General features: G+C 56.9%; 9 protein-coding genes. 2 read left to right on the forward strand and 7 right to left on the reverse strand.

The window, feature by feature from the left end; translation table 11 throughout:
• Positions 1-255 precede the first annotated feature (255 nt).
• Positions 256-3381, reverse strand: a complete 3126-nt coding sequence (locus tag OSO_RS0135405; protein ID WP_010587549.1) for an efflux RND transporter permease subunit — start codon at positions 3379-3381, stop codon at positions 256-258.
• Positions 3382-3617: 236 nt separating this feature from the next.
• Between OSO_RS0135405 and OSO_RS0135410 the strand changes: the two genes are divergently transcribed.
• Both OSO_RS0135410 and OSO_RS46400 read left to right on the forward strand, forming a co-directional pair.
• Complete coding sequence (locus tag OSO_RS0135410; protein ID WP_010587550.1) at positions 3618-4565, forward strand: Gfo/Idh/MocA family protein; 948 nt, start codon at positions 3618-3620, stop codon at positions 4563-4565.
• Between the two features lie 128 nt (positions 4566-4693).
• Positions 4694-5503 carry an SDR family NAD(P)-dependent oxidoreductase gene (locus OSO_RS46400; protein ID WP_010587551.1) on the forward strand — a complete coding sequence of 270 codons (810 nt, stop codon included), beginning with the start codon at positions 4694-4696 and terminating at the stop codon, positions 5501-5503.
• Between the two features lie 78 nt (positions 5504-5581).
• Here OSO_RS46400 and OSO_RS0135420 read toward each other — a convergent pair whose 3' ends face one another.
• From OSO_RS0135420 to OSO_RS51115, 6 genes are all read right to left on the reverse strand, one after another.
• Positions 5582-7636 (reverse strand): YHS domain-containing (seleno)protein, encoded by a 2055-nt coding sequence (locus OSO_RS0135420; protein WP_010587552.1) that lies wholly within the window; start codon positions 7634-7636, stop codon positions 5582-5584.
• A gap of 378 nt (positions 7637-8014) precedes the next feature.
• Complete coding sequence (locus OSO_RS0135425) at positions 8015-10006, reverse strand: sigma-54-dependent Fis family transcriptional regulator (protein WP_237729384.1); 1992 nt, start codon at positions 10004-10006, stop codon at positions 8015-8017.
• Positions 10007-10426: 420 nt separating this feature from the next.
• On the reverse strand, positions 10427-11329 hold the full coding sequence (locus OSO_RS0135435) for a hypothetical protein (protein ID WP_010587555.1): 903 nt from the start codon (positions 11327-11329) through the stop codon (positions 10427-10429).
• A gap of 218 nt (positions 11330-11547) precedes the next feature.
• Entirely contained in the window at positions 11548-12582 is a 1035-nt protein-coding gene (locus tag OSO_RS0135440) for a GspE/PulE/PilB domain-containing protein (protein WP_010587556.1), read from the reverse strand.
• A 110-nt stretch (positions 12583-12692) separates the two neighbouring features.
• Positions 12693-14270 carry an Hsp70 family protein gene (locus OSO_RS0135450; RefSeq protein ID WP_010587557.1) on the reverse strand — a complete coding sequence of 526 codons (1578 nt, stop codon included), beginning with the start codon at positions 14268-14270 and terminating at the stop codon, positions 12693-12695.
• A gap of 158 nt (positions 14271-14428) precedes the next feature.
• Entirely contained in the window at positions 14429-14602 is a 174-nt protein-coding gene (locus OSO_RS51115) for a hypothetical protein (protein WP_157605905.1), read from the reverse strand.
• Positions 14603-14667 lie beyond the last annotated feature (65 nt).

Here is a 14667-nt window from a genome sequence, read left to right on the forward strand (position 1 = left end):
ACGACGGCGGTTTAAATCGAAGTCACGAGTAGTCATTCGAAGTGAATGTTCGCTCCCGGAAGGTGCGGGGAGGCCAGTCAGCGGAGTGCGGACAGGCAACGAATATCCGGTGTGTAAAGTGACCTGAGGAGCAGTTTGAGAACCGCGTTCCCCGTCGGCTTAGGGCTAAACGAAGCAACTTGCCGGGATGCTTCTTTTCTCGCCTAAATCAGTGGTCGAGACGATTTCTCGTTCTTCAGATTGGCCGAAAACTGCTCATGCCGCGGAGTGTGGGGTGTCGTTTCGGTCGACGAACCAGGGGTAGATGGCGGGTAACACGAACGCCGTCAACAGAGTGGACGTGATTAGTCCGCCGATCACCACCGAGGCGAGCGGGCGTTGGATTTCGGCACCGGCGGAATGCGAGGCGGCCATTGGTAAGAAGCCCAGGCTGGCGACCAGAGCCGTCATCAGCACGGGCCGCAGACGGTGAATGGCCGTTTCTTCAGCGGCCCCACGCGGAGAATGTCCCGCGTGACGCAACTGTTCGGCGGCACTCACCCAGACCAGACCGTTCAATACAGCCACTCCGAACAGGGCGATGAAGCCCACGCCGGCAGAAATGCTGAACGGCATTCCTCGAAGCGCCAGTGCGAAAACACCACCCGATGCGGCGATCGGAACGGCGAGGAAAATGAGGCTTGCCAGGCGCCCCGAATGAAACGTCGTGTGCAGCAGCAGGAAGATTAGTAACAAGACCACCGGCGTCACGATCATCAATCGCTGCTTGGCCGATTGCAGGTTCTTGAAGTCACCACCCCATTCCATTTCGTAGCCGGTGGGCAGTTTGATATCGCGTTCGATGGCACTGCGTGCATCGTGAACGAAACTTTCCACATCGCGACCTCGGACATTGCACTGCACATAGGTTCGTCGCTGTGTCCGATCGTGGTCGATTCCAGGCGGCGAGTCTTCCATGATCAGATCGGCCAGTTCACCCAGGGGGATCTGCCGTCCGTTCGCTCCGAAGACCGGCATTTGTTCCAGGCGGTAGAGGTCCGTACGCCATTCGGTCGGAATGCGGACTACGATCGGAAATCGCATGCGTCCGCGGAAGACTTCACCAACTTTGTGTCCGCCCATCGTCGCCACAGTCTGCATCACCTGATCAGCATCAATGCCGTAGCGAGCGAGCGCTTCGGGCTTTACCTGAATACGCACAGTCGGCAGGTTGGCCTGGTTCTGAGCTTTGACGTCAACGGCCCCCGGAATGCCTCGCAAGACCTTTTCGATCTTCTTGCCATACTTGGTCAGCGTGTCAAGTTCCTTCAAATTGGACAGGTCGCCATCAGACTGCAGCGAGCCAACGGGGGCGTAAAGCAGAACGGCGACATTGGCCTTCACACCGGCGACCAGTTCATCGACTCGCATCTCGATTGGCTGTGTGAATCCGAACAGAGCTCCCGGGACATGATCGTTCAGGCGGGTCCGCATCTCATCGATAATTTCGAGTCGTGACTTGTGTTCGGGCCATTCGCGTTCCGGTTTCAGCAGGACCCAGACGTCTGTTTGCTGTACGCCCATCACGTCATTCGCGATTTCCGGCCGCCCGGTCTTACAGAACACGGTTTTCACTTCAGGAAACGCGAGCAGCAGTTTCTCGATCTGTTCACCCATGGGAATCGAGTCTTCAAGTGTTGCACTGGGCAAGCGATTGACTTCGATCAAGAGGTCGCCCTCGTCCAGTTTCGGCATAAACTCGCCACCCAGGTTGGCGGCGATCGGCACGCTGACAATGAGGACGAGGACTGCGGCTGCCACCGTCATCAGAGGTCGTGCGATCGTTTGATGGACGAGCGGATGATAAACGCGGTGGATCAGTCGAATGATCAGGATTTCTTTTTCCTGCATCTTACGAGGCAGTGCGAGCGACGCCAGGACGGGCATCAGCGTCAGTGATAAGACGAGCGATCCGGCCAACGCGAACAAGACGGTTAGGGCCATGGGGCGGAACAGTTTGCCTTCCGTTCCTTGCAGGGTCAGCAGGGGCAGATACACGATGGCGATGATCAATTCGCCAAACATTGTCGGTTTGCGAACTTCGATGGCCGCGTCGCGAATGACGTCCAGATGCGGCCGATCCTGACTGTTGTGCGAGATTCGGCGGATACAGTTTTCGACCATGATCACCGAACTGTCGACGATCAGTCCGAAGTCGATGGCCCCCAGGCTCATCAAGCTCGCCGTGATCCCGGTGACGGCCATCATGTTTGCAGCGAACAGCATCGACAGCGGAATGGCCAGCGCGACGACGATGCCCGCCCGCAGGCTGCCCAGCATGATCAGCAATACGATGACGACGAGCGAACCCCCTTCAACCAGATTGGTTTCGACCGTCTTCAACGTGCGATTGATCAAGTCCGCACGATCGTAGGTGACTTCCGTGAACACACCCGGTGGGAGTGTTTTGTTGATTTCTTCCAATCGTTCTTTCGCGGCCACGACGGTGGTGCGTGAGTTTGCTCCCCACAACATCATCACCATTCCCATCACGGCCTCGCCACGACCATCTCGAGTGACGGCACCTTGTCGAGTCAGGGGCGCGATCAGGACATCGGCCACATCGCGGACCAGGACGGGGGTGCCATCCTGATTGACGCGAATCACGACGTTTTCGATATCGGCTTCGTTCGTCAGCAGGGCTTGGCCACGGATGAAACGCTGCTCGCCATGATGTACGACGTATCCACCACCCGAAGTGCTGTTGTTCGCAGAGATCGAGCGAAACAATTCCTGCAGCGAGACATTGAAGCTGGCCAATCGGTCAGGGTCGGGACGGACTTCGAAGGATTGATAGTAACCGCCGTGCGAGTTGATCTCGGTGACGCCCGGAACTTGTCGCAGTCGTGGCGCGATCTGCCAGTCCAGAATCGTGCGCAGTTGCATCGGCGTATAGTCTTTGCCTTTGACTTCAAATTGCAAGATTTCACCGAGTGCCGTGGTGAGCGGGTTCAACTTGGGCGTACCGTACCCTTTGGGAACTCGTTCGGCGGCATCCGTCAATCGTTCGGTGATCAGTTGTCGGCACCGAAAGATATCTGATCCTTCCTGGAAGACGACCGTGACCAGGGACAGGCCAAACTTCGAGACGCTGCGGATTTCCTCGACATTCGGCAGACCGCTCATTGTCAGTTCGACGGGCGATGTCACGTACTGCTCGACTTCGAGGGGCGACAACGCTCCGGCGTCCGTCACGATTTGAACTTGAACGTTCGTCATGTCCGGGACGGCATCGATGGGCAGGTTCACCGCGGAGTAGACACCGAGTCCGCCCATGATGACGACGAGCGAGATCACCAGCATCCGGTTGGCGAGGGAAATGTCGATCAGCTTCTCAAGCATGGAATCAGCCTTCTGTGCGATCTCGTCGCATCGGGAACTGGCGAACGATCACAGCATGATCATAGATCCGATGCCCTGTGTCGAGTACGTTACGAGGGGTAGGAAGATGGGGTTTCGGTGATTTGTTGTGGCAGCAAATCCGCAAATCTCTGCGACTTCTTGCAAACTGTCAGTTTTGCATGAAAACTTTTTCATCTGAATTCCTGGTGAGTTAAGTGGGGGCATAAGGTCTAGTCATGGGCGACGAGTCAAAAACATGGCGCGTGGGGATCGTTGGATTGAATCCCATCGGGCTGTTTTTGTTGGAACAGTTTCGTTTAATTCCGAACGTACGAGTTGTGGGTATCTATGACCGTGATCCATCACGCTGCCATCTTGCGAACGAGCTGGACTGTCGCGTTTGGGATCATCCGGCGCAGGCCTTTTCTGCGACAGATGTGGATGCGGTCGTGTTGGCCGATCAAGTCAGTTCCGAATCGATTGCAATGGGCCTGCAGAACGGTAAGCACCTTGTCGTGGATCGCCCTTGGGGCGTGTCCTCTCGCGAATGGCGGGAACTCAGCGAAACGGCCGGGAGATCGTCGGCTCAATTGACGTTTGTTTGCTTGCGACGCTGGTCTTCGGACTTTCCGACCGTTCTGGTCGCCATGAGATCCGGCCGCGTCGGGACGCTTCAATCGGCGCGATATGTCTCGCACGAAATGTGCCTGGCGTCGGAGTTGGCGGCGCCGCGATTCCTGACCGAGATCGCGTTCAGTTTGCTCGATCAGCTTTTACTGCTGACGGCATCGAATCCGAAAGATGTGTTTGCCAAGAGGCTGGGTTCTGCGGCAGGGGGCGAGGACACGGGGCTGATCGCTACGATCGAGTTCGAAAATGGCTGTGTTGCCCAGATCGATCTGCAATCCCAGTCACGGTTGTCGCAACGAACGGGGTGGATGCTTGAAGGTGCCCAGGGCAGTTATCGCGATGACCGGCTTTATACTGTGACGACCGATGGCGAAGTCATTGATGAGCCGTTGTCGCCTCCGAACATGCCGGACAATTCGTTTGTCCGGGAACTGGTTGCGAGCTGGAACGGCGAGGCGTCGTCACTGCCATCGTTGACGGAAGCGGTTCGAACGGTGCAACTGGCTGAAATGATCGAGCGATCCGCAGAGAGGCGTGACGTTGTGCGAAGCTGATGTGATTCTGTCATGTTCGGGCACGAGCCACCGCGAACCGTCAACGAAAACTCTTAAGTTACCATCCAAATGAATCGTCGAGCGTACCCCAGGATGATGGGGAGCCAGTTTTCTCAAGAGGAAGTGAAATGTCAGACTCCATGTTTTCGGTACAAGATCGAGTCGTCCTGGTTTCGGGGGGAAGCCGTGGGATCGGCCGTTCTCTGGCGGAGGGGTTTGTTGAGCGCGGCGCACGTGTTGTCATCGCCAGTCGCGACGCAGCAACGCTCGAACAAACGTCGCGTGAGATTTCGAAGGGGACGCATCCTGTGACGCCGGTGGTGTGCGATGTCTCGCAGCCCGACCAGATTTCGAAAATGGTTGAAACGGTAGTCGAAAAGCTGGGGCGAATCGATGTACTATTGAATGTTGCGGGCATCAATGTTCGCAAACGCGTCGAGGAGTATACCGTCGAAGAGTTCGACAAGATTCTCGACATCAATCTGAAGGGCGCGTTTCTCGTCGCACAGCAGGTTGGCCGGAAGATGATCGCCCAGAGACAGGGCGGCGCATTGATCAACATTGATTCTTTGAACTCGTTCCGTCCGCTGAAAGGGGTTCAGCCATACGCCATGAGCAAGGCGGCGGTCAGTGCCATGACGCGAGGCATGGCGATGGAGTGGGGCGAACATGGGATTCGCGTGAACGCCATCGCGCCGGGGTTCATCCTGACCGATCTGACAAAAAAACTCTGGTCAGACCCGACGATGCAGGCGTGGAACGATGCGAATTGTCCGATGAAGCGACTGGGGCAACCGGAAGACTTGATTGGTACCGCAGTGTTTCTTGCCAGTGACGCAGCGAAATTCTTGACGGGGCAAGTCATCTATGTCGACGGCGGAATCACCTGTGGAATGCAGTGGCCGATTCCATTCGACAATCCTTCGCTCAGCCGATAGCCCGCAGTTTGCCAAATGAAGAAGCCCTCATCCTGAACGCGCCAGGATGAGGGCTTGGGTTATGGCGGGACGGCAGGCTTATTCGATGCCATCGGGTGTCGCATATTGAGAAGGGTCGGCCAGGAACGCTTCGTAGTTGGCCTGCGTTCCGAGCAGATACAACCGGCCCTTGTACCAGGCCGCATATTCCAGAGTTCCTTCGACGACATCCTTATCTCGAGTGAGCGCGACGACGTCGGCACCGTACGCGGCGGGGGCATAGCGAATCGGATTGGCTTCGAATTTTTCACGTGCCTTGGCGGACGAGAAATGGAACTTCTGCTTGCGATACGTGAATTGATATTCCAGGCGGGCATCCACCAGTTCTCGTTCGTCACGTAGCGACACCGGGCAGAATCCCTTGAGTCCTTTCATGCCGAATCGTTCGCGTATGCGGCTCATCTTTTCGATGTGCGGTTCGAGACTCTTCGGTAGTTCGCTCGACTTGGCGGGCGGAACAAACTCGCGTGCATCACCTGATGACGGTTCACTGAACGGTGCAGGTTCGGTTGTTCGTTTCGCGTCATCCGAAGGAATCTCGACCAGTTCTGGAGGAGCTCCCAGTGTGGGGACGCCAAGATTGGGGCTGGTTTCGGTTCCTTGCTGAATCACGGGTTCGACGAAGTCTTTGCCTTCGACCGCGAAGGGGTCTTCGTCGGCGGCCGAGACATTCATTGGCAGAGGTTCGTCACTGTCATCGGTAGAAGCTTCAATCGAGTTGGGCTCTGCGATGTCGGTGCTGGGCGATGCCTCCGCAATGACTTCGGGCACTTCAATGCTGCTCGAAGTCAGGGTGGACTTTGGCGACTCTGCCGTGGCGGGCGCTGCCGCGACGGTTGGTAGTGCCGCTGGCTGTTTGCGATCCGCGATCGCTTCCGGTTCATCAGGGAATGGATTCGGGAAGTCGCCGACAACCTCCACCTTTGGTGGTTGTTCAACTTTCGTTGGCTTGGGCAGCGATGCGACGGTCGAAACGGTCACTCGTGGCTCGATCGTAAGCGGCTGAACCGGTACCGCAGGCGTTCTGGCAACCGTCGTGGCGGGAGTGATGGTTACAGGAGTCACAGCCAGCGGAATTGGTTCGTCAGCCAAGGGCGGCAACGAGCTGACGGCGGCCAGCGGTTCTGGCGATGTCGAATCGACTCGCGAAACCGTTTGCACAGGCGTGGTGGCCACGGTCGCCGATTTCGTCTGGGTTTCAGAGCGCGACGTTTGGGATGTTTGTGGGTTTGATGGATTCAACATCCCGGCCAAGGTCCCAGGTGGAACCTGGCGAGGGGCAGATTGAACAATCGGAGCTTGAGTCAGCGGACGCATTCCCGAAGATGACACCGCGGCGGGAGCATTCGGAACGGCCGTCAGCATCGGAGCTTCAGTCGCTGGTTGATGAACCACATCAGGTGGAACGGGAGCTTGGGTTGGCAGTGGTCGTTGTGTGCCCGAGATCTTTCTGAAGAAGCCGACGACCGGATTTTTTGAGGGAGGCGGTGACGACGGAGCACGTATGGGGTCGACAGGGGCCGTCACTGGCTGCGTTCCCTGTGCATAGGCGGGATTTTGATTGGGATAGGGAACCGCCTGATGGCGGGGCTGATATTGCTGTTGATTTGGCTGTTGATACCGTGGCTTCTGCGTCGCAACCGGTGCGGCTTGTGTACGGGGTGAGAACACGGGGCGGGCTGCGGGCTTCGCTGCGGATTTGGCCGCGGCCTGTGGCGCCGGCTGGGCTTGTACGGGCGGCTGAGGTGTGGTTGCCTGAGGAGTGACAGGCTGCAGAGTGAAATTGCCTGTGTCGGGCATCTCACGACCGTCTTGTTCGTAGAGTGCCTCAAGCTGACGCTGGACTTCCGACTTTCCGTCGCTGGTCTGCGCTGTCAGTTGGATGGCATTCGACTCGGTGGGGTCGCCGGAAGCCGGCAGTGGTCGAGGTTCGGCGAGTGGTTGAGCGGGGGCTGGTTTGGCAGGTGCAGCCTTCGTGCTTGAAGCGACCGTGCCGGCGGATTGGCCGACCGCCGGGTAGGACTGCAAAAACAGTCCGGTGGTGGCCGCTCCCAGCATCCACGCCCGCAGTTCGTTTCGCTTCCGAATACTCATCTCCGTCTCCTCGCATCAATCTCGCCGTCCATCGGCGATCTCTGCCGGTTGGGCCCGACACGCTGACATTCAGCGCTCAGCATTACTGATCGTCGCGAGGGTTGGTTGAGTTGTGACGGTTTTATGGATCGCAGGCGAGAATCGGACTGTATGGGAGGATATTGCGGTGCAATCCGAACATTGGGCAAACTCGTGGCAGATATCCCATTTTCCACGCCGTGTTTGGAACTTGGCTAGGGGAATTGTTTCCGAGAATGTCGGATCGACGTGGCCAAAAAGTGTATCAAACAAATGAGGCGTGATGGCGCAACACGAACAGAATCCATGATTTCGGCGTCGAGCCGGCTAGGTGGAAATGGGACGACTGACCTGCCCGGATCACTCGAACTCTTCGTCGTCTTCCTTGCTCGCCTCGGTCATACCGAGTTGCCGCATCTTGCGATAGAGGTTTGATCGATGGAGCCCCAGCAAGCGCGCGGCTTCACTCATGTTCCCCTTCACCCGCTTGATGGCGCGCCGGATGAATTCTTGCTGGAAGCTGTTTGTGGCTTCGCCGAGACCCAGATCGAGCGATGGTTCAAACGCGTTCTGCTGTTCGGGACTCAGGATGAAGGCCAGATCTTCAGTTTCCACTTTCTCGCCAGGAGCCAGAAACGCAACACGTTCCATCAGGTTGCGAAGTTCGCGAACATTTCCAGGCCAGGTGTGTGCCTGGAGGCGCGATCGCGCGTCTGCAGAAAGTTGCAGGTTTGCCCGGCGAGCCTGGATGGCGAACAGATTCAGAAAATGTTCGGCCAGCGGCAGAATGTCGTCCGGGCGGTCGCGCAGCGATGGTAAATCCAATGTGACGACATTGAGTCGAAAATAGAGATCCTCGCGGAACTTCTTGGCTCGTACGGCATCCGCCAAATGGGCGTTCGTTGCGGCGATGACTCGCGCGTTGATGGGGATGGATTGTGATCCCCCCACGCGTGTGATGACTTTTTGTTCGAGAACTCGGAGCAGTTTCGCCTGTCCGCCCGGACTCATGTCGCCGATTTCATCCAGAAAGATTGTACCGCCTTCCGCAACTTCAAACTTGCCGCGGTGCATCTCTCTCGCGTCGGTGAAGGCCCCCTTCTCGTGGCCGAACAGTTCGCTTTCGAGCAGTGTTTCCGTGAGGGCTGCACAATTCACGGCAATGAAGGGGCGGCTGGCCCGCGGGCCCTGATAGTGCAGCGACTGCGCCACGACCTCTTTTCCGGTGCCGCTCTCACCCAGAATCAGAACTGGCAGGTCGGTCGCTGCCAGACGGCGAATCGTGCTTCGCATCGCCTGCATGGCGGAACTATCGCCGATGATGGTGACGCCTTTTGTGACCTGTTCGGTCAGTTGGCGGTGCGATCGCAGGAGGACTTCGCGTTCTCGGGTGTTCTGCAGTGCAACGGCAACTTGCAGCGACAAGTCTGCTAAGGTTTGTTCATCGTCGGCGCTGAAGGATCCTGAGTTCTTGTTGATAACTTCGAATGCGCCGAGCAATTTCTTGTCGGAACCGTGCAGGGGTCCGCACAGCAGATTGCGCGTCTTGTAGCCGCTGGCCATATCGACCTTGCGGCTGAAGCGAGAGTCGTGATAGGCATCATCGACGCGTAGCGTTTTTCCGGTGTGGATCACTTCGCCGACGATTCCGGTGCTGTCTGGGAGGCGTAGCGAGTTCCCTTCAACGCCCAAGGCGGGGCAGGCCACGACTTCGTGATGATCTTTGTCCCAGATGAAAATGCTGGCACGATCACAGTCGAGCAGGCGGGTGGCCTCGCGGGCGATCAATTCGAGCAGTGGCTCGGTCTCATGAACGGCCGAGAGGTTCAGCGAGATCTTGAGGATGCTTTGCAGTTGTTCGATTCGGCGGGTCGACTTGCTTCGCGCCGCAAGAAAATCGAGACAAGCACCGATGGCTTTCGACATCAGCATCGCGGACGGCAACGCGTCGTCCGGAAAGCTACGTCCGGCAAAGACCAGGACCGAGCTGGCGTGAGCGCGACTGTGCAGTGGCGTGACCACAATAAATGTGCCCGGAATGGCATCCATCGATCCCACGAAACCTGCGTCACGGTCGAGGACATCCATCAGCAGGCTTTTGGGCATCTCGTTCAAGCCGAGTCGACCATGTTGGGCCAGAGCGACCCATTCCGGCGTACGTAAATAGACGCCAACTGAGTGTGCGGCGAGTTCTCCAGCCAGTTCGTGAAGTTGCGTTCGCAGGAAATCGAGATCGGAATTGGCGGAGACGGCGGCATCGACCAATTGCTCTACGGCCTGCAGGACGCGGACACCATCATCCGCTTGAATCAACGACGTTACCTGCTGCCACGCAATCCATTTGGCGGTCACGACAAGGCTCGCTTTCCGAAAGCTCACCGCGGATCTGGTATCAATCCGACGGCCCAATAAGAACTAGATATCAATTGTGCACCGAGCAAGAATCGCAATGATATCAATCGCAAGCAGTGCGTCCACTCAAGCTAATCAAAGCGATTACGCCGGATCTGAATCGCGTGCCACGTCCATCGGTTCTTCGATGCAGGCACGGCTTTTCGGGCGGATCCCTGCAGTTGATTTTCGGTTAGCCGAAATGTCGTTCGAGCCGTTTCGTTTCCGGTTCGGAGTCGCTCGGATTCATCAAATCAGATTGATCTCTCGACTGAAAGGGGCGCGCAACCATCATTTCAGATTGGCAACCGTTGTTTTCAGCGTCTGCCTTGCTCACGCGAGAACCAATCGCGGTTGCCGATCCGACTTGGTGCAATCTCGCTACTGCTTCTTGATCTTGTTGGGTTGGTACAGATTCAACCCACGCGAGTCTTTTCGATCAGGGTCGAATGCCCCATCGATGCGGACGATGTCACCTGACTTCAGGTTCTTCAACTTGGGATGATCGCCGAGTGCCAGAAACCCGCCAAAATCATCCGACGCACCAGGCTTGTCGTCATACATCATCAGCCAGGTGCCGCTTGGCTCATCAAATTCGACGACACCTTTGATCCACTTGAATTTAGGATCGTGTCCGTAGGTCTTCGATGTTTCGGGCATCGACAATGTTTCGCGATTGGCGTACTGAATTTCGGCTTCGCCCGCACCTTCTTCTTCCTCAGATGCCGTCCTTTTCAGTGGGCTTTCGAAAGGCGAATCGTCGTCGGCGACATTCTGATGCTCGAAGTTCCGATGAATTCGCGATTCTTCCTGTTGAAATGGCGAATCCATTTCGGTTGAACGCGCGCCGGATGTCGGGGTCAGGGTCGTTCCCTGTGACGAGCGGCCATTGTTGGTGTCGTCAGGTTCTGGCACGCCGTTGTTGGGCGACGTCTTAAAATCGGGACCGTACGTCGAAGGATTCTGATCCGGTGGCGAGTTTGGTGTCGTCAGTGGATCTGTAGGCGTAAACGTCCCGCCACCGCCGTTGAGAGGCGTAGGGCTGGTTGTAGGTGGATACAGCGGAGCGCTTGGCTGATTGTAAGGAGCGCCCGGTGTATAGGTTGGTCCCGAGGGATATGACCCAGGAGGATAACCGCCGCTGGGATATCCATTATAGGGCTGTGGTTGCAGCACGGCCGGATTTCCGCCGTAGTTATAACCGTTAGGGTAGCCCCCATGATACAAGCAGCCAGGCATCGTCACGACGATGAACCCAACGAGATATGCAAACCGGTATGGCATGCGACCAGTCCCTCTGGAACGGACACAGAACTGTCGACGCGCCGTCGCCCCCCAGCGTCGGATCGGGCGGGATTGTAAGGATGGTGAGAATCGTGTCCATACCGGTTCGGCAGAAATTGCCGCGTTAGACTCTACAGCGTCGCAAAGATGCGCCGTTTCTGCCGAGTCGCTAGAGGATCGTCGAGACGCAGGGCGTGCGTCTCGACCTTGTCGATCCGTCAGTTTTGCTTGACGTGGGTGAAATAGAAGAGGGCGCTCAGGGGGACGCCGACGAGCAGCATCGAAACCGGCAGCCAATCCAGGCTTTGTGGCATAATGTACCGCCAGAACTTGTCCCAAAGCAGGAAAGTGTCGAGTAGCGCGGGGGTGATCAGCGCCCAGCACATCAGCACGAGGCCCAATTGCTTCCGCTGGGCTTTCTCGTCATCCGAAAACTCGCGTTTTTCTTTCTTTGGTTTTGCGGCCTTAACGGCAGCGACTGTGGCCGTACTTTTGCTGCTCTTGGATTTGGCGGGCTCGGCGACTTCTTTCCGCATTCCTTCGGCGTAATTCGCGACGATCGCCTGGTTGATTGCTTTTCCAGACGCGATGACGGGACGAATCGGCTTGCCGAATCGCAAGCGGATCTCGTCTTCCAGTTCGGCATCGGGTTCGTCGGCGCAGGCTACGACAACGGCTGCTTCGTCAATGAACAGCGGTAAGCAGTTATGGCGACGGACGACATTTTTTGGCACCATGTCCATCGCGTCATTTTCAGGAACCAAGTCACCCAAATCGACGTAGGAACGTCCCAGTTCGCTGGCAAACGCCCGCGCGGCGGTTTCCTGATCCACAATCTTCAACTGGACAATGGCATCACGGACTGTCAGGCCGGTGCGCTCAGCGTGCGCAATGGCATTCCGTGCCTGCTCGGCGGTAATCACACCTTCATCAAGCAGGTACGACGTCATGGGGCGACGCCCCGATTCGTCACGATCATCGACAACCCGTCCCTGGCTGCGATCGTACTCGACCTTCAGTTCTTCGTCGGTCAGGCACAACATTGCCTTGGCGAGTTCATTCAGCAGGGCCTGCGACTGGTTCGAATACTGGCCCGTTGCGTACTTGCGAACATGGGCGTTCAGTTTCTTGTAGTTTTTGCGAATCTTCTCGACGTCGTCTTCGAACTGCACGAGTCGCAATAGCTGATAGTGATCGGGTGGCCGCGGACCTTCGGGAATGCCGAGCCAATCTTTGTAGACGTCGATCGTCACCAGGGAAACCTCCTGTTATGTCGTCATCGATGCGGCTGTTTCGACGAAATGCTCCTTCATCGTACTGCGGGCGCACAGCGCCCGCAGTGATTGGACCAGCATCGTGGCGATTATTCCACGTGGTAGTCGCGTGCCAGCAGTTCGAAATCATTCACGTTGTTGTCGGTCAGGCCTGAATCGCGAACGATTTCCGTGGTGGCGATGCGATTGCCGGTCAGTTCCTTGGCGGCGGCATGGATTCGCCCATTCGAATCGTAGCTATACGTCACTTCGACGGGCGAGCCAGCGGGCAGATTGGGCGGCAGGTCGACGATTCGGAAATCGCCAATTTGCGTACAGGCATCTGGATCGCTGGCATCCCCTTCCAAGATATAGACGTGGATCGTTTTCTGATTCGCCGAGTTGGTGACAAACCGTTGGCTAATGCTGAACGGAATGGACGAGTTGCGGGGAATCATGACGTGATTGATTTTTCGCGTCCGGTCTTCTGGGCTGGAAACCTTGACTCCCAGCGAGTGTGAATTCACGTCATTCGTTTTGACGGAACGCAAACGAGCGGTGACCAAGTCGCTCAGGCCGGCAATCCCCCGGCTTTCGCGCGCTTCCAGAATCGCGGCGTGAATGGCGGCCCCCTGTGCCACGGCTTCTTCGGGACGCAGTTCACGTGACGGAGTTCGTTGACAGACTTCCACGAGCATCGCTTCGACAGACGGCATATAAGTCGAACCACCGACCAGAACCACTTCGTCGAGCACTTTCGGTTCGACGCCGGCCTGTTGCAGCACCAGTTCCGTCGTGTCGCGTGTGCGTTGCAGCAGGTCCGCCGTCATGCGTTCGAAGTCTTTACGCGTAAACTGCAGCGTGAGCGTCTTCCCCTTGAAGTACACCGACAACGACGTTTGAGGTTTCGTACTGAGTGCCCGCTTGGCGTCTTCGCATTCCACCGCAAAGTTACGGATGGCTTCTTCATCACTACGGGGGTCATCGCCGAATTTGCGGAAGAATTGTTCGGCGACGTGATCGGTAATCCGTTTTGTCCAGTCGATACCTCCCAGCATCACATCGCCGTCGGTGGCCAGCACGCGGAACTGGGTTGGCGTGTATCGCACGACAGTTACGTCAAACGTACCACCCCCGAGGTCGTAAACGAGGATCGTTTTGGAGTCCTGTTTGAGATCCGATCTGCCGAGTTCGCCTTTCATCCAGGCGTATGCCAGCGTGGCGGCGGTGGGTTCATTGATGATGTCGACGACGTTCAGGCCGGCGATCCGGCCTGCATCCTGGGTGGCCTTGCGGCGTACGTCGTTGAAGTAGTAGGGAACGGTAATGACGGCATTGGCGATCGGACCAATGGCCTTCTCTCCATCCTGTTTCAGCTTTTTCAGGATGAGGGCGGAAATGAATTCCGACGTCAATTTCTTGTTCTGATAGACCACGAAGTAGTCTTTGTTGCCCATCTGGCGTTTGACGGCTTCGACAATATGATCGGGCGATTCTTGTGAGATGCGTTCGAAGGATGGGCCGACGACGATTTGTCCGTCTTCACCCAACAGCACGACGGATGGGGTGATATTGCGCCCATCGGCATTCAGCAAAGAGAAGGGTTGGCCATCCTTAGTGAGTTGTGCGATCGAGGAGTAGGTTGTTCCCAGGTCGATGCCGACAGTTTGGCCTGCAATGAATTTCATGTGTCGTCGTTTCCCTGAAGTCGAAGATGAGTATCGCGAAAACCGAAATCGCCCGCGAATTCGAATGAATATGACGGGCCGAAGCACAACTCTAGGCATTTTACAGAGCGGGCGTATTCTGACCGCCCGACCAGAGGGAAATCAAGCGCCCGTTCTGTTTACAACGGCCGAACCGCCAGGTCGGGCAGGTCGTAACCCGCAGTTCGGCCCGAAAATAGGAATTCGTCGGAAAAATTTGTTGCTCGACGTCGTCGGGCAACCGAAATATCCTCGACGATTGCGGCTTGCCGAAATTGACCGATTCCACTACCGTCCAACGACATATGAGGCATGGATTGCCTCGTGCTGAGAAGCCCTGTCGACCCGTTTCTGCTGGGATGGGGTGTCGCTCAGCCAG

Source organism: Schlesneria paludicola DSM 18645, from assembly GCF_000255655.1.
GTDB classification, from domain to species: domain Bacteria; phylum Planctomycetota; class Planctomycetia; order Planctomycetales; family Planctomycetaceae; genus Schlesneria; species Schlesneria paludicola.